The following is a 20,912-nucleotide window of genomic DNA, read 5'->3' on the forward strand; positions in this document are numbered from 1 at the left end:
CAGGCGGCCGCTCCAGGATAATGGCGGCACATACTCGCCCATCCTAAATGAATTGGATTTTGGCGTCTTTCGAGAAACTGCCGGATTTTGCTGGTTTTCCGCTGATGGGTTCCATCACATGAGGTTGTGCGACCCTTCCAGCTTGCGATCGCCAAAACGCGTGCCCCATTCGATGCCGCCTCGGACGGCCTCCTCCTGCGTAAGCCATTCCGGCTGCGTAGTCTCCGGACGGAATTCGGCGAAAGGGCTATCGGCATGGCGCACACTCACTTTCGCCTGCCACGCGCCGTATGCATTCTGCTCCGGCTGTACCGCGATCTCAGCCTCGATGCTCAAACACGTGCGTCCGCATGAGCGGCTCCCGTTTCGTATCAACGCGTCAATCTGGAAGCACGAACTCGGTGCGCATGTCTTCGATCACCTTTTGGACATGATGTGCGCAATTTGCGCCGAGGTCATTGAGCGGCACCATGTTCCAGTTTCGGCCGGATGCGTCGGGCGGGTGCCGCTCCGGTAGCGGTATGCGCACCCGCAACGCGTCCGGCACGTCAGCGGCGATTTTTGCCACGCGGTTCTGCAGTTCGTCGCGAATCTGCTCAGCGGTTCGAACAGTCTTCGGCATCGGTTTGCCTCCCTCGATCGTACGTCCCAATCGTGACTGAATAGCGCATACCTGCGTCCTGCGTGAGCATGCACCGACGATGCTTTAAGTCTAGTCGCTAATCCGGGGATGTACGGATTAGCGCTCGGTTTCGTCGACTGCATCAAGGGCAGGCGCGCCGAGAAGCTGCGCTTCGAAAAAATGGGCAAAAGGCCACAAGGGCCCGATCCTTCACAGGCCAGCCCATATCGTCGCTAAAGCGGGTGTCCGCAGCTGATGAGTTGCTGGCGAGCGGTCAAATACGAAGTGTTAGACGTGCCAGGCCCAGCCGCGCGTGACACGCGCGAGGCTGCATTGGCTGTGCGTCAAGCGAGGCCTCCTGAGGCCTGCATAGATCGTATGCGCGGTTGACGGCCGGTCGGTGCATCCTCAGTCACGCGGGTAGTGACGCAATCGCTGCGGCGCCGCCAAAATGGCGTATTCCATCTCGCGCTCGTTGGGGTACAGTGCGCAGACCTGCTGCTGCCGGCTCAGTACCTTTTCGAATACTCGATAGGAACCTGTATCAGAAGCGCGAGATAGTTCGGCCGCTGTTATCAATAACTGAATACGTCGGTTCTGCTTTGGCAGCTATCCACAAAGAAGCCGCGCAAACGCGAAGGACCGTATCAAGTGCGTTACGACCGTCGAATGGACTGGGCACGGCGCATGTGCAATCCATGCACGTGCGGTGCGCTCGCTGCGCAGCGACGGCCCTCCGGGAGTCAAGTCATGGAAAGTAAGAAAAGCTGGCTACGCAAGGATCTCGATGCGTTGCGTCTGCAGTGGGACATGCTCACCTTTTATGAACGATTCGAGCAGCTTGTCGCGCATGTGCTGAGCTTCGTGATCTCTATCATTATCCTCGTGTCGCTCTGGCAGTTGATTCACGCGGTGATTTCGTTGCTGGTTTCGGACGCGCTGAACCCGCTGGATCACGCGGTGTATCAGACGATCTTCGGGATGGTCATGACACTGCTGATCGCGATGGAATTCAAGCATTCGATTACGCGCGTGATGGCGCGGCGCAATCACATCGTGCAGGTCAAAACGGTGCTTCTGGTTGCGCTGCTGGCTATCGCCCGCAAATTCATCATTCTCGATCCGGCCAGTGCGCCCGCCCAGATCGCGGCGCTTGCATCTGCGCTGGTGGCACTGGGGATCGTCTACTGGCTGATGCGGCAGCGTGATGACCCGGTCGACGCGACGATCGCGGCGCAAGCAGAGCGTGAGCGCGTGGTGCATGCGCAGCGACAGCAAGGGGGGCCGCCCCGCGAAGGCGGCTAATCCGACTGTTGACCTGAGTCGCCGCGCTCGTCAAGTGACGAGAGTGTGAGCTTCAATGTAGCGGACGGCGTTGATGGTCACGGGAAGTCCGGTCGCCTCCGGTTGCACCCGGGACACGAGCGTTCCGAGCGCGACCCCTTTCGTCTTGATGCACACCTACCATGCCTAAGCGCCGCTATGCCGAACAGCGACGCACGGAGTCTGAACATCCGGCCCTCGCCGAATGCCGACGTTCGCGTACCGATCGGCGACGGAACGCAGATGACGCGGACGACTTGATTGCGGTGTTTGGTGACGAATGCGGCTTCTCTTTTGATCAGACCGCGATGCGCGCGACGGTGGCGGATCTTCACTCGGGCCGCCACGCCGCGCGAAGCGCTGGGAGTCGAATCATGGGACACGCCACTATCGCATCGCGCACCAGTGCGGCGATACAGATGCTGTGGCATCTCGGAGTTGGAAGCGAACTGGCTCTGGGCGCACATCTCGTGACACCTCGCGGCGCATACCGCCACCACCGCATCTATGCAGGCGAAGGCAGGGTAGCGCACTACGCTGGTCTTGCCCGGTCGTTGCATCGCGGACCTGTCGAGGAGGTGACGATTGCATGCTTCGCTGCCGGAAGCGAAGTGTGGATAAAGCCGGGCAATCGTCCAGGTTACGCCGGCCGGCAAGTTGTAGAACGGGCACGCTCGCGCCTTGGCGAGAATCAATACAGGCTGCTGACCAATAACTGCGAGCACTTCTGTACGTGGTGCCTCTATGGCGAAAGCCGCAGCGAGCAAGTGCGCGCGTGCCTGACCTATCCGTGTGCGGCAATGGGCGCAGCGGCCAGCCTGTTCAAGATGTCGCTCAATTACTTTGCTGGGATGGTCAGCAACCGCGCGGGTGCGTTGCTCGATGCGAAGAGAGAGTGCGTCGGAGCTACCGCCAAAGAGCGCTTAATGGGTCAGATAGCGTCCGGCCACGCGTAAGCGTGCCCATGTATCGCGATTAGTTCAGCCCGAGGTCCGGCAAGCATACGTAAACGTCGCGGCCGACGGTCTGCGCAAGCGAACGCTCCTGTTTCTGCCATGCCCAGAGCACGAGCCCCGCAGCGGGCCGGCACTCAGCATTCGTCTTCTCCAAAGCAGCCGTTCGCGATCAAGGTGATATGCGAGTGTGCAAACGGCGCCTTGGGTCGATGACTTGAGGAGCGTGACCGTGCCGGATTGCAAACAAAAAGTATCGGCTGAGTCTACCAATTCGCAGGCAATCGCATAACTCGTTGAATTTGCAACAGAATAGTCCGAGTGACACGCCAAACGGCACGCTTTTTTCCCCTGCAGCAGCATTACGTCTTCGACTTTACGCATTGCTCGTCCTATTGTGCTTGCGGAGGCCGCGTCCATTCGTGGCGTGGTCTCGCAACCTGACAACCAAAAATCGTCCCCATTCCTGACCGAACATGCAGACCTATTCCGGAGACAACAATGAAAAGACAGCTTTGGTTCGCGTTAACGCTTGGCGCATCCGCTCTGCTCACCGCATGCGGGGGAGGCTCGGACAACCTCACCTCCACTTCGCCGACCATCAAGACTGCCATCGCGGTACCCAACTCGGCCACCCCGCCGTTCAGTTTCGACATCAGCTACGCCGATAGCGGCAAGTACTACCTTGCTGACCGCAACAACGCGGCGGTCGACGTGGTCGACACGAAGAGCAACACGCTCATCGCGCAGATCAAGGGCAGTGGCCCCACCGCCTTCACCGGCTTTAATGCGAACACCGATGTTGCCGGCCCTGACGGACTCGTCGGCATCCCCGGCACAAACACCCTCTATGCCGGCGATGTCAACTCGATCAAGGTCATCGACGTCGCCCAGCAGAAAGTCGTCAGCACCATCGCAGTCCCGCCACTCAACACGGCCCCGCACCGCGTCGACGAAGGCTGCTACGACCCGGACGACAACCTCGTGATGTTTTCGAGTCCGGGAGAGACGCCTCCGATTGCGACTTTTATTTCGACGAAAACAAACTCGATCGTCGCGACGTACAGGTTCACGACGTCGTCCGGCCTCGAGGCCTGCGTGTACGACTCGAAGTCGAAGAGCTTCATCGTCAACAACGACGGCACGCCCACCAATCCGGCGGGTGAAGTGAACGTAATTGCCGCGAATACGGTGGTCGCGGGCGCGCCGGCGGTGAGCAAAGTGTTCCCGCTTGGCGCATGCGGGCCAACAGGACTCGAACTCGGTCCGAACAACGACATGCTGGTCGGCTGCGATCCGGCCGCCGGCAAGCCGCTTATCACGTTGATCCTCGATCGGACGACGGGCGCCACGCTTGCGAGCATTCCATTCGGCGGAGTCGATCAGGTCGCGTACGATGCAGTGTCCAACCGCTATTTTCTTCCGGCTCGTCATGAGACCGCGACCGGCATCGCGGCCGCCTCCGGCTTCACGCCGATACTCGGCACAGTCGACGCGTCGACGCGCACCCTCATCGACAAGCTGGCGGTGGGCAACGGTGTACATTCGGTCGCGGTGGATGGCGCGTCGGGTCAGGTGTACGTGCCCTTCCAGCCCGGGGTCGCGGCTTTCCCGAATGGCGGGATTCATGTCATCACTACGCATTGAAGACGTGTGAACCGCTGTCGGCGTGGAGATTGCTGCACGATCCTCGCCGGTAGCGCTCCTTGAAGCCTGGGGGCTTCAAGGAGCGCGTTTGCGCTGCGCAAGAATGCATTGGGGTTGTCTGCTCCTCGCCGACTGGGAAGGTCGAGACCGACCGCCGACCCATAAAGCGGCCCGTCAACCCGTCGAACGGCAGACATCATTCGCCGACATCGTCTTGCTGCCACGAACGGCTGTTATGGCCGACAAAGGAGCGTTCGTCTTTGACAGTTAGATGGCCGGTTACGGGGCCGAGCCGACGCCTGAACGTCCGACCGACCACGCATGTGAACGACGGCTTGTGGGCCCGATGCCGATGGATTCGTCGATCAATGTGCAACACCTTCGGGGCCAAGTCGATCCTCAGGGCCTTGCGGCTTGCCGCGCGGGGCTACCGGCGCCATGCTGCGCAGCTTCGCCATCCGTCGCGGTGCTGTGCCCGAGAGATACAGCGTGGCGCGCGAGATCGCCTGCTCAAACTGCCTGGCAGTCGGCCTATGCTCCCTATGTGTATGCCAATGCTGCCGTTACCACGCATGAGTAACGGCAGCTTGCACCCGGCTTCGACGCACCGATCTGCTAGCGATGCCGCTGCCCCGTCACGGTGTCTAAAAACATCTTGGGATTCCGGGGCGAGGTGAAGTCAAACATGTTGTCGATGGGGCCAGCCATCACATCGAATGACCCCTGTCCGATACGAGATCCGTTCAGCCAGTTGTCTTCGATGAAGCGCAGAATGGAAGTCTGGTCGGTCAACGTGTGATCAACATAGTTTGCCTTCGCATACGGCGACACGACGAGCAGCGGCAGACGCGGCCCATATCCGCAACGGCCTTGCACTGGCACACCGGTCAGCCCGTCGAGCGGCGTGCCACCGCCACAGGTATTCGGACCGTTGAGCGCGTCCTGAGTGCTCGCCGATGCGTTCACGATGTGATGAGCGTGGTCGTACCAGCCGTCCGAATCGTCGTAGGCGAGCACGACAGCCGTATTCTTCCAGTCGTCCTCCTGCTGCAGAAAATTGATGACCTTCGTCACGAATGCCTGCTCATCGAGCGGGTCCGAATTGCCTGCGTGCGCATCCTGGTAGGCGGGGGCCTTGAGGAAACTGACGGCAGGAAAATTCCCGGCGCTCACAGCAGCATAGAAGTCTTCGATATCGTATTGATGGTTTGCGCCGCCATCGTTGCTCATGCCGATGGACGCAACGGAAGCGGGGCGCGTGTGCGTCGGATTGGCGGTTGAGGCGTAATACTGGAACGGCTCATGGTGCGGCACATAGTCGGCCTTATAGGTTCCAACCACCGGCGAATATGAGCTTCGCGCACAGCCCGTCGATCCGTTCACGTTTGTCGCACTGAGGTCGAAACCGCCTTCAAACCAACCCCACGAGATGTCATTCGCGCTCAGCATGTCCCCGACATTCTTGCCTTGCATGCTAACTGTTGTGCCCTTGGAGCAGACGTCGCCCGTCGGATCGAGGTCGCCGATCAGAGTCAGACCGCCGGCACCATCGCCGACGATGTTCCGGTTATTCGCGTTCGCGGGCGTCACTGTCACGCCGTTCGTCTGTCCGGAAATCAGGTTCAGCGCGCCTGGCGTGGATGGGCCGAACGTAGTGTCGAACGAGTGGTCGTTCAGCGCAAAGTGTTGCGCGTAGTTCCACAGCGCGGTAACGGTGTTGCCGTCGTAATAGCCCATCACCAATCCCTTCGTGTACAGGGCACCTGAGCCGCCTGTTGCCGAAGTGCGGCCTGTGTATTTCGGGAACAGGTCCATCGCGCCATGATCGAACGCCATTTGCTCAGGCTTGTAGGCGTGGTCTTGCGACGCCGTCAGCGCCTGCGAACGATCGAGCCGAAATGGATCTGCGCCGTCTGCGCCGTTGGCGACATTGGTGGAGTTCGGATTAGACCTGAGCAGGCCATCGAGCAGGCCGTCGACATGCGGCGTGTCGGGCAGCGCATTGAAGGCGGGCTCCCCTGCTGGATTCAACGCCTTCGGATACGTTCCAAAGTAGTGATCAAATGAGACGTTCTCGCCAAAGATGACGACGAGATGTTTGATTGGCGTGGCCGTGTGCGCGCCCTGCCCGGTTCCCGACACTGAAGCCGTTGAAGCGCTCGCGCTGCCAGCGGCTCCACCATACGCTGCAAGAGAGGTGGCCAGACCAAGCGCCAGGGCGGTTGCTATCGAACATCGCCGACGAGTGAGCATCATCTCTATGTTTTCCTGTTGAAGCTTATGGGTGCGCGTTGCACGGGGAACGGCTGACGCGCATTTTCGTTTGCGACGGTGTCAAGTCCGTTAAGCGGCGATTACGAATCTGTTATCTACAACATGTCGTCAATCGACGATGACAAAACACAAATCCTCTTCACGACTTTCATTCCCAACGTAAAAACAGCTGTATATCGCTGATTTTGTTAAAGTATTGTATTGTGACGAACGGTAATGTTTGATCGTCATATGACGAGGAACTTTCGGCTGAAAGTCGAAATTGTCACCTTGACGTCACAGTGGCTCCGTAAAACGACTTCCGCATCGAAGGCGATGCACGTCGGACGTGCGACATCGATCCGGGTGCCGCCGATGCATATCTGCGCGGTAAAAAAACGGTTGTTCATTAGTAATGCTACCGAAATGAATGCCTCCAGTAGCTTCGTTGAGGCCCTTGAATTTCTGCATGCGTGATACCAGGAAGGACGTGTATCCGGGTCAGGATGTTTGCAACGATTGACGGAGAATAAACATGCCGAACAGGCATATGACAGGGTTGTTGATGGGATTGATGAGCGGCGCGACCATAAGCGCCGCGTATGCGGCGGATACGGCGACATTGCGGGGTCACGTGCTGTCGAGCGAGGGCAAGCGTCCGCTCGCCGGCGCCCGAATTCAGATTCGCGAGACGGGGACAAGCACCACCACTTCGTCTGATGGCGCTTTTAGTTTCACCAGACTTGCGGCAGGACAGTACACACTGGTTATTACGCCGACTCGCTCGGTCGCCGTCGAACGGACAGTGGTGGTGCGCGAGAACGACACGACAAGCAACGACCTCACCGTGGACGCAGCCGTTCCCTCGCTTGATCGCGTGACCGTCACGTCACGGCGCACCGCGAACGTAGTCGCGCGTGCGACCCAGCAGAGCGCGGCAAACATGGTGAACATCCTGACTGCTGACGACATTCGCAAGATGCCCGACGTCAGTGCTGCGGAAGCCGTCGCTCGCGCGCCTGGCGTATCGCTTGAAACGGATTCGGGTGAAGGCCGATACGTCAACATTCGAGGCCTCGATACCAACCTGAACAGCACGACCTTTGGCGGCATCCATTTGCCGCCGACTAACCCCGCTTCGGCCCAGAACGGGGGACGTGCTGTCGCGCTCGATACGATTCCGGCCGGGATGATCGGGCAGATCGTCGTGACCAACACCAACAAGCCCGAACAGGATGCGGATGCGCTCGGCGGTACGATCGATATCTCGCCTCGCAAGTTGTCCCTTTCGGGCAAGCCGTTCCTCGACGCCAAGCTCGGTTCAGGAGTCGAGACGCTGCGCGGTAGCACCATTCAGGATGTCGAGATGACAGCGGGTGCGCGCTTCGGCGCACACGGCATTGCCGGTCTCGGTTCGGGCCTCACGTCATATTCCGACGCGCCGTTCACCTTCATCGGTACCTTTGCTTACAACCAGGACCACCGCGGCGTCGACGACGAAGAAAACGCTTATGTCGACGCAACTGGCGTACCAAACAAGGCCTACGCGCAAACCGACCCGCGCTACTACAACTACCATCGCAAGCGCCTTGGCTACGGTGGCGAACTGGACTTTCAGCCTAACGCCGACAACAAGTGGTACTTCCGCTACTACAACTTCGGCTATACGGAGAACGTGAACCGGCAAGATCTCCAGACCAACTTCGACGGCAACCCGGTCCAGAATGCGAACGGCACGCTCACGGATACGGCGACCTATGCGAAGGGACTGCGCGACGAAAAGGAGACGTTGCGAACGCAACTCTTTGCGCTGGGCGGTGAAAACAACATCGGCCCCGGCAAGATCGATTACCGCGCCGGCTTCACCAGTGGTACTTACGACAAGCCGTATGACCTGAATTCCACGTTCACCAATGGCGCCCCGGCCACGGTGACGTATTACCCCGGTTCTGAATTCGCGACGCAATCGATCGTGTCCGGTCCGAACCCGGCTGATCCTGCCGGCTACACGCTGGGCCAGATCGCCAACTCGTCGCAGTATGTCAAGACCAATGAGTGGTCGGCCAACGTCAACTACACGCTACCGACTCACTTCACGAGTGCCGAGGACGAACAGGTCAAGTTCGGTGCTGGCCTTCGACGAATGACTTTCGCCAGCTCGCAGACCAGCTATACGTACTCGCCGGACGCGGGCATCCCGCTGTCGCAGGCGGTGTTCGGCCCTCCGATCGTTTTCTACAACGGCATGTACAACATCGGGCCGGCCATAAGCGATGGCGTCATGAGCGGCCTCTATGGCGCCGCCGCAGCCAACGGCAACCTCACGGCTAACCCGTTGAAGGACGCCGCCGCATTCTCTGCTATCAACGAGAACATCTATAGCATGTATGGCCAGTATCAGTTCGGCTGGGGCCGCCTCGGTGTGCTGGCGGGTCTGCGCGGCGAATGGACCCAGGATACGTTCGGCGGCAATCTGATCAACGGCAGCTCAATCACGCCAAACCAGACGGCGAACAGGTACTTTAATCTGTTCCCGTCCCTCCAACTGCGCTACGACTTGACACCGACGCTGGTGGGTCGCGCGATCTATTCGAGCACGATTGCGCGTCCGGGCTTTACTCAGAGCAGCGCGTCGGTCATGGCCGATCCGGGAACGGGAACCGTGACCACCGGCAACCCGAACCTGAAGCCGACCACTTCACAGAACTTCGATATTCAGTTCGAGAAGTATTTGCCGCACGGCGGGATCATTTCGCTCGGCGCGTTCGACAAGTCGATGTCCGATTATGTCGTGGGCCAGTCATCCACCGTCTTCAGCTCGCCTTATCTCCCGGGGTATTCCGGCCCCATCAAACTCGTCAGCTTTGCCAACGTCGCATCGGCACGTGTGCGCGGTGTCACCGCCAACTATGAGCAGCACTTTACGCAGTTGCCGGGGTTCCTGAGCGGACTCGGCGCAGGCGCGAACTGGACCTGGACCAACTCGCACCTGGACATTCGCCCCGGCGACGACCACACGCTGCCATCCGGTCCGCGCAATTCGTATAACGCCAGTGTGTTCTACGAGCGCGGTCCGCTGGACATGCGCCTGTCGGCCTCCTATGTGGGCAAGAGCCTCTGGGCAGTGGGCAGTTCTGCCGCAACCGACGTCTACACCGCGTCGCGCTTCTCGCTCGACTTCGGCGGCAGCTATCAGGTCAGGAAGGATGTGGGCATCTATCTCGATGTTCGCAACATCCTGAATACGCCGCTGAAGTTCTACGAGGGCTCGCCGGATCGTCCGATCCAGCGCGAGTTCTACGGTCCGACCGTGATGGTTGGTCTGACGATCAACGAATAACCCCGCAAAAACAGGATCAACATGAAATTGAAACCGATTGTTCAGGTAGTCACGACGCTGGCACTGTCCTCCGCACTGCTGCTGGGCGGCACGGCGCATGCAGTACCGGGCGCCAATCACGGTCAGTTCGAAGTCGTGAAGCATTACGCGTTAGGCGGCACAGAGGGCTGGGACTACGTCGGGTATGACGCGGTTCGTCAACACCTGTTCATCAGCCGGGCCAGTCATGTCCAGGTTGTCGATACCGGATCCGGCAGGCTGGTCGGTGAGATCGCCAATACGGACGGCGTGCATGGCTTTGCGTTTGTTCAGGACCAGAAGCTCGGCTTCATCACCAACGGCCGCGCCGACACGATCACGGTGATCGACCTCGACACGCTGCGCACGGTCGAAACCATGAAGGCAGGCGGCCCGGATCCGGACGGCATCATGTATGCGCCGCAACTGAAGCGCCTCTATGTCAGCAATGGCCACGACCAGAGCGTCAGCGCGATCGATCCGATTACGCGCAAGGTCGTCGCGACGATGCCGGTCGGCGGCAAGCCTGAATCGCTCGCGGCTGACAGCGACGGTCGCATCTTTGTCAACGTCGAAGACAAGGGAGAGATTGTCGCGATGGACGGCAAATCGAACAAGGTGCTCGCTCACTGGTCCATCGCGCCTTGTGAAGGGCCGTCGGGACTCGCGATCGATACAAAGTCGGAACGGCTCTTCACCGTCTGCGCGAACAACCGGATGATGGTGATCGATGCGCGCTCCGGCCGCCAGGTTGCCCAACTGCCGATCGGCGGCCACCCGGACGCCGCAGCGTTCGACCCGGCGCTCAAAACCGCGTTTAGCTCGAACGGCGCAGACGGAACGCTAACAGTGGTGCACGAAGACGACGCCGATCACTACACCGTGCTGCAGAACGTCGCGACGGAAGTGGGCGCGAAGTCGATGGTTCTCGACGACTCTGCTCATCGCGTCTACCTGGTCTCGTCGAAGTTCGGCTCGACTCCCGCCGCGACTGCCGATAACCCGCATCCACGTCCGGGCATCGTGCCCGGGACGTTCAACGTCCTGGTCGCGCAGCGTATGCCGCAACGCAGCCGGTAACGCATCGCCGTCACTTCAACCGCGCCACCGGCGGCATCGCAACCGCGAGACGCCGGCCGGTGGCAGATTCAAGTTCAACCTGGAAGGTAGCATCATGCTTCGCATCATTATTGACTCATCGGTTCAGTCATTCGGCTTGTTGCCCCTGATGGCCGTGATCTTTGTGGCCGCGCTCGCGATCATCATCGAACGCGCGATTTTCTTCGGCACGTCCGTGCGCAGCGGCGTCAGCCTCGAATACGATCTCAAGCAGGTAGGCCGTAACAAAGCCGATGACGTGAAGAAACTCATTCAACATTATCAAGGGTCGGTGCAAAGCGAACTGATGCGCTCCGCGATCGAATCACAGGGCCAACCTGCGGAAGACTTCGAGCGCGAGGTCGAAGAAAGCATCATGTTCCAGATGAGAAAGCTCGACCGTAATCTGTGGGTGCTGGATACCGCAGTCACGCTCGGGCCGTTGCTTGGCCTGTTGGGCACCATTGTCGGCATGATCGGATCGTTCAATATTCTGGGCTCGTCGGGAACCAGCGATCCGATGGCCGTTTCCGGCGGGATTGCGCACGCGTTGATCGCCACCGCTTGCGGCTTGACGATCGCTCTCGTCGGCGTCGTGGCGCTCAACTATCTGAACAAGCGCGTGCGCATGGTTCTTCTGCAGATGGACATGATCAAGTCGATGCTCATCACGCGGTTTGCCGCTTGAACCGCGGCCACTTCACATACGGAGAACACCGTGAGAAACCATCGGGCTCACTACTTGGGCAATGAAGATAAACCGCGGATCGAGATCATTCCGATGATCGACATCATGATGTTTCTGCTCGTTTTCTTCATGCTTGTCATGCTCAAAATGATTCAGGGCACCGGACTTAAGCTGGAATTGCCGCAATCGTCCACCGCGACCCAACTCAACACGGTTGACGTGACGGTGGGGGTGGAGAAGGACGGAGAACTGCATCTCGACCGGAACGACATTTCTGCGCCGCAACTTACTGCACGCCTGAAGGACATGGAGGCCACGAAGCAGGTTAACGTGACCATTGCGGGCGACAAGGGAGTCGAGTACGAGACGATCATCAAAACCATGGATCTGGTGCGCTCTGCGGGGATCAGTTCGGTCGCACTCGCGACCGATGCGCAATAGTCTCTGGAGTCGAGCGTAATGAACATGAGTATCTCGAGCAAAACCCACGGAGCACTGTGGCCGAGCATGGCGTCACAGCCTGATTCGGGCCGTGCAATGACAATCGCGATTCTCGCTGCGGTTGTGATCGAGGGAATGCTGATAGCGGGGGTGATGTCGGTGAGTGTGCCCGCTCCGAAGCCGGTGCCCGCGCCGCGTGTCATGCAGATGCGGGTTGTCAAAGCGGTTACACCGCCGCCTCCGCCCCCTCCACCGCCGGTCATCAAGAAAGTGGTGAAACAGCAATCGGACCTTCCGGTGCCGAAGCCGGTGGCACGACCGGCCGCACCGGCACAACGGCACGCTGCCGCGCCGATAGCCGCACCGGCGCCGGTTGCTCCGACGCCCGTCGCGACACAGGATGCGCCTTCTACGGCGCATGCCGCCCCGGCCGCGCCGGGTCCTTCATCCGCGGGATCCGGCAACGCGCCAGTTGCCGCTGCGGCCCCCGCCGACATAGCAATCGTGTGTCCGGTGCAGGCGAAGCCCGAGATGCCGGCTCGGGCGTTAGCCGAGGGGATCTCGGGCGAAGTCACGGCCCGTGCGACGATCGAAGGCGGTAAGGTCGCCCGCGTCGACATCGTGAAGTCGACGCCTCCGGGTGTTTTTGACGGATCGGTACGGCGTGCGATGGCTCAGTACCAATGCAAGCTCGACGGCGGCGGTCAGGTCGTGGTTGAGCAGTCGTTTGATTTCACGCAGACCGACTAGATTGCATGAGGGAATCTATTTGAAAGCGAGTGCGCGACTCGCCCGACAGGCGCCGGCGCAGTTGGAATGTGCCGGCGCGTCATCTCTTCTTTAGCACGGAGGATCGGCGGGAAGCTTCAATCCATGCGTCGATGCGATTCGTTGCTTCAACGGCAAAATCTGCAGATTCAATCGGTTACGCTTGGGTTTTGATGAGTACTGGTCGGCAATGAGTGAGCCGAAAGACATCGAGGGGTTGTTCAGTGGCCGCCACTTCGACCGCGAAGTGATCGTCCTGTGCGTGCGCTGGTACCTACGTTACAAGCTCAGCTTTCGGGACCTCGTTGAAATGATGGCAGAGCGCGGCCTGTAGCTGGCGCACACAACGATAATGCGCGGGGTGAAGCGCTTCACGCCGGAGTTCGTCAAACGCTGGAATCGTCCCACTATGGCAGTGGGTCAGTCGTCGAGAGTCGACGAGACATACGTGAAAATCCGAGGTAAATGGGCCTATCTATACCGCGCAGTTGACCGGACGGGAAAGACGGTCGATTTCAGACTCAGCACCAGGCGCGACGTTGCCGCGTGCAAGGCCTTTTTCGCGAAGGCGATGCGGAGTCAGCGACTCGCTCCAGAATCGATCACGCTGGACGGCTACGCAGCGTCTCACCGCGCGGTGCGCGAGATGAAAGCCGATGGGCTGCTGCTCAAGCGTACGAGGTTGCGATCGTCGAAGTATTTGAACAGCCGGATCGAACAGGATCATCGTCACATCAAATCGCGGGTGAGCGTCATGCTCGGCTTCAAACGCTTCCGGAACGCGGCCGTTTCGATCTCCGGGATCGAACTGATGCATCGCATTCGCAAAGATCAGTTCGATCTTACCAACGTACGCGTCAAAGAGACTACTGCGCCTGCTGTCTGGATGGCAGTCCTTTCAGCTCCTTGAGGCGAGCGAAACGCCAGCGGCTTTTCGGCTCCGTCGGGATCGACGAGCTCATACGAATTGATGCCCTTTCCTTCAAAACGGATCTGGCACACCAGCAATTGCAATTTACGGTTGTCCTGTGCCGCTAGCCGCCAATGGCGTCATTGGCCGCCTCCTGGTTGAAGACCTCTGCCCATTGCCGAATTCAGTTGGTTGCATCGATCATCAGAACCGGCCGATGCAGGCGTCGCTGCAACATAATTGGCCGTCGCTTTCACGCATGCCTGCGTCAACTGGCATATCCACAATGGCAGCTATGGCCAAATGTCCCGCAGGGACGACCAAACGCGTACTGCCTCGACAGGGCGGTACGTTTAACCCGAATCGAGGACTCCAACATGCGCGAGCAAGAACCCGGGCAGGCTGCGTTTGAAAGCCTGTCATTGACGATTCCGGCCATCGACTTCACGGACCGCACGGCCACGGCGCTCGTCGTGGTCGACGTTCAGTACAGCGACGCTGCGCCCGACCGTGGCTGGGTCAAGGCATGCGAAGCGATCGAGCCCGGCTCGATGCATTACTACCTCGAAAGGCTCGAGCGCACGACCATCCCCGCCATTCGCGCATTGCTCGATCTGTTCCGCCGTACAGGAAGGCCGGTCATTCATTTGGCAATTGGTTCGGCGTACCGCGATATGCGCGATTGCCCGGTCAGGTTTCGCGAATGGTCGCGTATGCTAGAAAGGGCCTGCGGCATCGAGGACTTATGGTGGACGGGAAATCCTGACTACGCGTTCCGTGAGGAGGTCGCCCCTCTGGATGGAGAAACGGTGATTCGCAAGACAACACAAGGCGCGTTTAACGGTAGCGAGATTCAGAACGTGCTGGATCGTATGGGGATCAAAAACCTGGTATTCACCGGGGTGGTGACAAGTTGCTGCGTCGAGACGACAGCACGGGACGCTGCTGACCGGGGATTCGGCTGTGTGCTGGTTTCGGACGCATGCGCGGACTGCGATCCGGTCATGCATCAGGCTGCGCTGTCGAACTTCGCGCTTTACTTCGGCAAGATTGTGCCCACTGCGGATGAGCTCGTAAGGACGTTGACCGAGAAGGGACGAATTTAGTTGACCGCCGTATCTGCAGATTTGTCAGGCAGGCACAGATTGAGCGGAGCGGCCACCAACGCCCCAACGGTGATGCCGGATCCGAATATCTCTTTCACGAATGCCGGGAACTGGAACAGCAGTTCTGGCCTGAAGATCACCGCGAGACCGCAGCCAATCGATACGGCGATAATCAGACTGCTGCGTTTGGTCTGCTCAGTCTTGCCGAGCATCCGAATGCCAGGGGCGACGATCATCGCGAACATCATCAGGCCTGCGTCACCCAATACCGGTTGCGGAATCGTGACCACCAGAGCGCCGAGCATGGGGAACAAGCCAGCCAGGAGTAGCTTCACGCCGGTCAGCATTACCACATGCCGGCTGGCGACCCCAGTCAACGACACTACGCCGACGTTTGGCGCAAAAGTTGACACGGGCGGACTGGACATCAGCGCAGCGAAGGCAGATCCAACACCATCGCACAGGATGCCGCGTGCTAACTTCTTGCCCCGCATGGGTGTCTGCGTTGCTGCTCCCAGTGCCATGAACGTATCGGTGGTTTCCCCGATTGTGACGAGGAAGGCCAGCGACATAGCGACAAGGCCCGAGATCGGGAAGCTCAAGCCAAAGTGCATGGGCTGCGGCAACGCAATGATGGGCGCAGCGCGGAGTTGCGCAAAGTCGATCATGCGCAGCGGCAGGCACACCAGATAACCGATAAGCATGCCAAGTACCGCCGCGGATGCCGAAAAGATGCCCTTGCCCCACTGAACGAACGCAATGACCAGTACCAGTACAAAGCCTGCAATTGCAAGGTTACCTGGTGCTCCATAGTGGGCGCTGGCGAAGCCGCCGGCGGCCCAGTCGACGGACACTGGTATCAGGGAGAGACCGAACATCGTTACCACGACGCTGGTGACGGTATGCGGAAACAGCTTGCGAATTGCCGGCATGAAATAGCTGCCCGCGACCATGAGTAGCGAGCCCACCAAGGAAGAACCCAGAATTCCCGGCACGCCGTGTTCGAGACCGACGCTGATGCCGGCGCCGACGAACGTGAAACTGGTACCCATCACACAGGGCAGGTGAATACTAGCCGGCCCAACACCTTTGCACTGGATGATCGTGACAATACCCGACCCCAGCAAGGCGGCATTCACCAGCGCGATCCCTGATCCGTGGGGAGTTTCAGCGCCCCACCGAGTACCAGGGGCACGGCAATAATGCCACCTAACGCCGCAAGCAGGTGCTGGAGCGCCAGCAGTACTGCTGTCACCGTCCACAGATGACCGGTGGGTCTTGCCTGTTAGGGATCCGCAGGACACGACCCGTTCGGGTCAGTCCCGATTCGCAAAATCAGACCTTCACTATAAGACAATCATCTCCGCGGAGTGGTAACGTCGTGCCGGCAGAACCCCGCGTTTGTAAGGTCGCTGTGCAACACTTTGATGCCACCCTATCGTCGACACAGGTGAATGCGATGGATCAGCCACGTACTGCTATTACCGCTCCCATTCTTTGCGCCGACTCGGCTGCGATGGCCTCAGCGTCGGCTGCAACGCACGGTGGCGCGGTCACATTCCTGCGGACGATGGCAGGCATCGAACAACCCTAAACGAACTGAGTCGGCCATCATCGGGCCGAGTGCGGGCCATCTGCGGTCACTCGACCGCGCTCCAGGGCGGGCATTCGAACGTCGACTTCATGCGGATATCGCACCGAGACCGGCAGCACGTGTCCCGATTGCAAGGGCTCATGGAAAAATTGCGTGGAACAGGATCACTGGTTTTTCAGTTCAATCGTTCGATTTGACAAGAGCGAGCGGCCAGTTACGGCCCGGGTCTACGTCCGGTCCCGTAAATGCACTAACCTGGGATGCCTCCGGGACCGATTGCCGCTGAGACCGATTGCCGCAAATGCAATTCAGCATTCCCTGAAATGCCCTTGTCCATCCGGTCGCAAGGATAGGATCATCAAGTCCTCAATTTCATATAAGTGCACATCTTGAGCCTACAACCATTCGAAATGAAAGGTCTTCTGATAGCCCTTCTGACGGCTACTTTTGCAACCGCGGCGCACGCTCAAAGCAGCGTAACGCTGTACGGCCTCATCGATACGGGGCTGACGTATACGTCGAACCAGAAGGAAACGGGGTCAACCGCAGGGCACAGTAGATTCGGGATGACCGATGCCAGCATCAACCCGGACCGCTTTGGTCTGCGTGGATCGGAAGATCTGGGCGGCGGCCTCAAGGCTGTCTTCACGCTGGAAAATGGCTTCACCCTCACCAATGGCGCCCTTGGCCAGCACGGCCTGCTGTTCGGCCGACAGGCGTTCGCTGGTCTGTCGAGCGATCAGTTCGGTACGGTGACGCTGGGCCGTCAATACGATTCGATGGTCGACTACCTTGCGCCGTTGGCGGGCGCGGGTGCCGCCAAGGGCGGCGTGTTCTTCGGGCACCCGTACGACAACGACAACCTGCAGAACACGATGCGGATTAACAATGCGGTGAAGTATGCGAGTCCGAATTACGACGGCTGGCGGTTCGGCAGCCTGTACGGCTTCTCGAACGCGGCCGGCGGCTTTTCCGACAACCGCGCCTATAGCTTCGGCACTTCATATAACAACGGTCCATTTCGTTTCGCGGCGTCGTACCTGCAGCTGAACAATGGCGGTACTGCCGCCAATCTGGCCGGCGCGACAGACTCCATCGTCAATCCGGCCGGCCAGGTGACCGGCAGCGACTCGACGTTTAGCGCCGGGCAGCAACGTACGTTCGGCGCGGGTTTCGACTACGCGTTTGGTCCGGCGACAGTCGGCTTTGTGTTCACGGAAACAAAACTGGAAAACGCAACGGGGATCAACAACACCAGCGCCTCGCCGATCCCCCTCGCTAACTCGAGTCTGCGTTTCGATAACTATGAAGTCAACGCGGTCTATAACGTGACGCGGGCATTCACTGTCACAGGTTCGTACACGTTCACCGACGGCAGTTCCAGCCTCGTGGGCGCATCGAGCCCGAAGTGGAACCAGTTCAACCTTCTATTGGACTATGCGCTGTCCAGGCGGACTGACGTGTACGTCGAAGGCCAGTTCCAGCACGTGAGCGGCGGTGGCACCGTATTTACGGCTGACATCAACGGTTTGTCACCGTCGGCCACTAGCAGCCAGGTCGCCGTCACGGCAGGCCTGCGTACCCGCTTCTAGGCTTCGTCGAATCCGGGTCAAAAAAAGCACCGCTCGTAGTTGGTAGCGGAATGGCAGGTTTTAGGTGTGTCGGTTGCAGCGATCGCAACAGGGGTTGCGGTGGGACATGCGGATGGCTCCCTGGCAATTTACGACGCTGGCCTTAACCCTGGCGTTGTATGTTCGCCATTGGCGCACGACCGCTGCCGTGAAGGCGGGTAAGTCCGCAACAGCCGAGATGGAAAGACTAGCCGTCGCCCGCGAACGTCTCAGATAAATCTGGGATCGGACGGCGGCAAGCCCAGGCCGAACGGCTCAATCGGGTCGATATGCGTCCGACGCGAGGAGGGGCCCCCTACGATCACCACGCGAAAGTCCGTTTGGGAAGATCGGGAGAACGGGTGGTTCTCTTGCACAGGTGACGGGTCGACATCTGCACCGACGCTGCATATCGAAGCCCGATGCGGTTTCATGGCATCATCGTGCGCACCTTGACACTACCGCAGGAGCGTACGCCATGGCGACTTATATCGTCTTTACGAAGGAAAGCACGCAGGATCAGGGTGAGCTCGACATCTACCAAAGCAAGGTGGGCGAGACCTTCAAAGGTCACCCTGTCAAGATTCTCGCTGCCTACGGACCTCAACAGGTTCTTGAGGGCGAAGCGCCAGAGGGCGTCGTGATCGTGGAGTTTCCGTCGACTGCGGCCGCGCGTGCGTGGTACGACAGCCCGGCGTATCAGGAAGTCGCGCAGCACCGGTTCAAGGGCGCGCGCTATCGCGCCGTTCTCGTCGAAGGCGTGTGACAAAAGGCGGCGACGCTCAGGCCCGTGGAGCTCAGCGGGCCTCGGCCTACGACTGAGGCGGCAGGAGAGAGTCTGTGTTCTCTCCGCAAGCACACATCGCGCGTTGCCCGTCGCGGGCGTCTGAAGGTTCATTGCGGGTCGGGCGGCAGTCGGCCAGAGGCAGTCATTCGAGAAAGCAGCGCGAAGGCCCGCTCGCCTTCCGATATGAGACGTTCAATCTCTTCTGCATGGGGCACGTAGGTCGCTCGGAAACTGGCGATTTTGGAAGGCGCAGTGCCTACCCTGCAACTTGTGCGGAGCTGTCATCCGCCGGTTGTGCGCCGGCGCCGCCTTGCTGCCCATGCCGCAACAGCAAACCGCCCAGCCCACCCGCCGCCGCCGCCAAAATCGCGCCGAACAGAAACGCTGTGTGATAGCCGCTATTGAGCGCCGCCGTTGCGCCTTCGGAAGCCCGCATCGCGTCGCTGCGCGCAGTAGCAAGACTGGCCAGCACCGCAAGGCCAAGCGCACCGCCCATCATGAACGACGTGTTGACGATGCCGGACGCGAGGCCCGCATCGCTCGGCGCGACGTCGCTCATGGCAGCCAGGAGTATGGGATTGAACACAATGCCCGCGCCGACACCGAACAGGACCATGGCAGGCAGCACATCGAATACGAAGCTGCCATTCACCGGTGCCCGTGCGAAGAGCGCGAGGCCGCACGCCGCGACGAACAGCCCCACCGTCAGCGGAAGACTCAAACCGAAGCGCATGACCGCGCGCGCCGAGAGACTCAGCGAAAAGAGCGCCATGATCAGACTGGCCGGCAAGAACGCCAGGCCAACCTGCAACGGCCCGTAACCCAGCACGCGCTGCAGATACAACGCGGAGATGAAGAACCACGCGAACATCGCCGCCGCCCACAGTACGCCCACCACATTGGCCGTGGCGACATTGCGCAGGCGGAACAGGCTTAGCGGCATCAACGGATGTTTCACACGCGCTTCAATTGCGAGAAACACGGCCAGCAACGCCAGCGCGACAAACAGCAGGCCCAGTGTCTGCGCCGAGGTCCAGCCCGCTTCGTTGCCGTTGACCACCGCGTACACAGCGAGCATCAGCGAAGCCGTGATCGTCACCGCGCCGGCCACGTCGAGCCGCTCGCCATGCGCCTGGCCGCGCGCCGACGGCAGGAGCGCGACACTCAGCGCGTAGACGGCAATGCCAATGGGCAAGTTGACGAGAAAGATCCAGTGCCAGCTCAGCAGGTTGGTCAACACGCCGCCAAGCATGACGCCAAGGGTGCCGCCGCCCGCGCTGACAAAGCCGAACACACCCATCGCTTTGGCCCGGTCGCCGGTCTCGGTGAACAGGTTCATGATCAGCGACAGCGAAACGGCGTTGACGACCGCACCGCCCAAACCCTGCACCGCACGCGCGCACACCAGCAGGAGTTGCGAATTCGCCGTGCCGCATGCGAGCGAAGCCAGCGTAAACAGCGCAATACCGCCGAGGAACAGCTTGCGGTGGCCGTAAAGATCGCCCAGCCGACCGCCCAGCAGCAGACAGCCGCCGAAGGTCAGCATGTAGGCATTGACTACCCACACGAGTGAGGTTTCGGTAAAGGCCAGGTCCGCCCGGATGGACGGCAGCGCAACGTTCACGATGGTCGTGTCCAGCACGATCATCAGCATGCCCAGGCAGAGCACGATGAGGGCAAGCCAGCGCTTGCGTTCGTCGATGCCGTTCGTCATGAAACTGCTCCTATGTTCGAGATTGGCGGCGCCTGGGGGC

The 20,912-nt window shown here is 59.9% G+C and carries 14 protein-coding genes and 3 pseudogenes; 12 read left to right on the plus strand and 5 right to left on the minus strand.

Translation table 11 applies throughout. The annotated features are described in order from the left end of the window. Positions 1 to 114: 114 nt before the first annotated feature. Together ABQJ48_RS19995 and ABQJ48_RS20000 are read right to left on the minus strand one after the other, a co-directional pair. A complete protein-coding gene (locus tag ABQJ48_RS19995; protein ID WP_367839727.1) occupies positions 115 to 336 on the minus strand; it encodes a DUF6566 family protein in 222 nt (73 codons plus the stop codon). 43 nt (positions 337 to 379) lie between these two features. Beyond that, the gene (locus ABQJ48_RS20000; RefSeq protein WP_367839728.1) at positions 380 to 622 is read right to left on the minus strand and encodes a hypothetical protein; all 243 of its coding nucleotides are present in this window, start codon (positions 620 to 622) and stop codon (positions 380 to 382) included. A gap of 750 nt (positions 623 to 1,372) precedes the next feature. On the opposite strand from ABQJ48_RS20000, the gene ABQJ48_RS20005 reads away from it, so the two are divergent. From ABQJ48_RS20005 to ABQJ48_RS20015, 3 genes and pseudogenes are all read left to right on the plus strand, one after another. After that, the gene (locus tag ABQJ48_RS20005; RefSeq protein WP_367839729.1) at positions 1,373 to 1,927 is read left to right on the plus strand and encodes a phosphate-starvation-inducible PsiE family protein; all 555 of its coding nucleotides are present in this window, start codon (positions 1,373 to 1,375) and stop codon (positions 1,925 to 1,927) included. Between the two features lie 437 nt (positions 1,928 to 2,364). Then, a pseudogene (locus ABQJ48_RS20010) lies at positions 2,365 to 2,772 on the plus strand (lecithin retinol acyltransferase family protein); the annotation flags it as partial. Positions 2,773 to 3,399: 627 nt separating this feature from the next. Next, positions 3,400 to 4,545 carry a YncE family protein gene (locus tag ABQJ48_RS20015; RefSeq protein WP_367839730.1) on the plus strand — a complete coding sequence of 382 codons (1,146 nt, stop codon included), beginning with the start codon at positions 3,400 to 3,402 and terminating at the stop codon, positions 4,543 to 4,545. A gap of 615 nt (positions 4,546 to 5,160) precedes the next feature. Here the strand turns inward: ABQJ48_RS20015 and ABQJ48_RS20020 are convergent. Then, complete coding sequence (locus tag ABQJ48_RS20020; protein ID WP_367839774.1) at positions 5,161 to 6,798, minus strand: phospholipase C; 1,638 nt, start codon at positions 6,796 to 6,798, stop codon at positions 5,161 to 5,163. A gap of 535 nt (positions 6,799 to 7,333) precedes the next feature. On the opposite strand from ABQJ48_RS20020, the gene ABQJ48_RS20025 reads away from it, so the two are divergent. The 7 genes and pseudogenes from ABQJ48_RS20025 (at position 7,334) to ABQJ48_RS20055 (ending at position 15,167) form a co-directional block, all read left to right on the plus strand. Next, positions 7,334 to 10,138 (plus strand): TonB-dependent receptor, encoded by a 2,805-nt coding sequence (locus tag ABQJ48_RS20025; RefSeq protein ID WP_367839731.1) that lies wholly within the window; start codon positions 7,334 to 7,336, stop codon positions 10,136 to 10,138. A gap of 21 nt (positions 10,139 to 10,159) precedes the next feature. Continuing rightward, positions 10,160 to 11,236 (plus strand): YncE family protein, encoded by a 1,077-nt coding sequence (locus ABQJ48_RS20030; RefSeq protein WP_367839732.1) that lies wholly within the window; start codon positions 10,160 to 10,162, stop codon positions 11,234 to 11,236. 94 nt (positions 11,237 to 11,330) lie between these two features. Then, positions 11,331 to 11,942 carry a MotA/TolQ/ExbB proton channel family protein gene (locus tag ABQJ48_RS20035; protein WP_367839733.1) on the plus strand — a complete coding sequence of 204 codons (612 nt, stop codon included), beginning with the start codon at positions 11,331 to 11,333 and terminating at the stop codon, positions 11,940 to 11,942. A gap of 30 nt (positions 11,943 to 11,972) precedes the next feature. Then, positions 11,973 to 12,383, plus strand: coding sequence for an ExbD/TolR family protein (locus tag ABQJ48_RS20040; protein ID WP_367839734.1), 411 nt, complete (start codon positions 11,973 to 11,975; stop codon positions 12,381 to 12,383). A gap of 18 nt (positions 12,384 to 12,401) precedes the next feature. Then, a complete protein-coding gene (locus tag ABQJ48_RS20045) occupies positions 12,402 to 13,133 on the plus strand; it encodes an energy transducer TonB (protein WP_367839735.1) in 732 nt (243 codons plus the stop codon). Between the two features lie 208 nt (positions 13,134 to 13,341). After that, positions 13,342 to 14,061, plus strand: a pseudogene (locus ABQJ48_RS20050) (IS6 family transposase). 377 nt (positions 14,062 to 14,438) lie between these two features. After that, entirely contained in the window at positions 14,439 to 15,167 is a 729-nt protein-coding gene (locus ABQJ48_RS20055; protein WP_367839736.1) for a cysteine hydrolase family protein, read from the plus strand. Here ABQJ48_RS20055 and ABQJ48_RS20060 read toward each other — a convergent pair. Then, a pseudogene (locus ABQJ48_RS20060) lies at positions 15,164 to 16,431 on the minus strand (nucleobase:cation symporter-2 family protein). The gene ABQJ48_RS20055 and the pseudogene ABQJ48_RS20060 overlap by 4 nt on opposite strands. Positions 16,432 to 17,171: 740 nt before the next feature. Between ABQJ48_RS20060 and ABQJ48_RS20065 the strand changes: the two are divergent. Beyond that, a complete protein-coding gene (locus tag ABQJ48_RS20065; RefSeq protein WP_367839737.1) occupies positions 17,172 to 18,353 on the plus strand; it encodes a porin in 1,182 nt (393 codons plus the stop codon). Between the two features lie 496 nt (positions 18,354 to 18,849). After that, positions 18,850 to 19,137: a DUF1330 domain-containing protein gene (locus ABQJ48_RS20070; protein ID WP_042305636.1), complete on the plus strand. Its 288-nt coding sequence runs from the start codon at positions 18,850 to 18,852 to the stop codon at positions 19,135 to 19,137. A gap of 277 nt (positions 19,138 to 19,414) precedes the next feature. Here ABQJ48_RS20070 and ABQJ48_RS20075 read toward each other — a convergent pair whose 3' ends face one another. Continuing rightward, positions 19,415 to 20,872, minus strand: coding sequence for a DHA2 family efflux MFS transporter permease subunit (locus ABQJ48_RS20075; RefSeq protein WP_367839738.1), 1,458 nt, complete (start codon positions 20,870 to 20,872; stop codon positions 19,415 to 19,417). Positions 20,873 to 20,912 lie beyond the last annotated feature (40 nt).

The organism is Paraburkholderia suaedae (genome assembly GCF_040812055.1).
Lineage (GTDB): Bacteria > Pseudomonadota > Gammaproteobacteria > Burkholderiales > Burkholderiaceae > Paraburkholderia.

Excerpts from the sequence above, each read along its gene's own strand:
- ABQJ48_RS20000 (WP_367839728.1), bottom strand. The coding sequence starts at position 622 with ATGCCGAAGACTGTTCGAACCGCTGAGCAGATTCGCGACGAACTGCAG.
- ABQJ48_RS20005 (WP_367839729.1), top strand. The coding sequence starts at position 1,373 with ATGGAAAGTAAGAAAAGCTGGCTACGCAAGGATCTCGATGCGTTGCGT.
- ABQJ48_RS20015 (WP_367839730.1), top strand. The coding sequence starts at position 3,400 with ATGAAAAGACAGCTTTGGTTCGCGTTAACGCTTGGCGCATCCGCTCTG.
- ABQJ48_RS20020 (WP_367839774.1), bottom strand. The coding sequence starts at position 6,798 with ATGCTCACTCGTCGGCGATGTTCGATAGCAACCGCCCTGGCGCTTGGT.
- ABQJ48_RS20025 (WP_367839731.1), top strand. The coding sequence starts at position 7,334 with ATGCCGAACAGGCATATGACAGGGTTGTTGATGGGATTGATGAGCGGC.
- ABQJ48_RS20030 (WP_367839732.1), top strand. The coding sequence starts at position 10,160 with ATGAAATTGAAACCGATTGTTCAGGTAGTCACGACGCTGGCACTGTCC.
- ABQJ48_RS20035 (WP_367839733.1), top strand. The coding sequence starts at position 11,331 with ATGCTTCGCATCATTATTGACTCATCGGTTCAGTCATTCGGCTTGTTG.
- ABQJ48_RS20045 (WP_367839735.1), top strand. The coding sequence starts at position 12,402 with ATGAACATGAGTATCTCGAGCAAAACCCACGGAGCACTGTGGCCGAGC.
- ABQJ48_RS20055 (WP_367839736.1), top strand. The coding sequence starts at position 14,439 with ATGCGCGAGCAAGAACCCGGGCAGGCTGCGTTTGAAAGCCTGTCATTG.
- ABQJ48_RS20065 (WP_367839737.1), top strand. The coding sequence starts at position 17,172 with ATGAAAGGTCTTCTGATAGCCCTTCTGACGGCTACTTTTGCAACCGCG.
- ABQJ48_RS20070 (WP_042305636.1), top strand. The coding sequence starts at position 18,850 with ATGGCGACTTATATCGTCTTTACGAAGGAAAGCACGCAGGATCAGGGT.
- ABQJ48_RS20075 (WP_367839738.1), bottom strand. The coding sequence starts at position 20,872 with ATGACGAACGGCATCGACGAACGCAAGCGCTGGCTTGCCCTCATCGTG.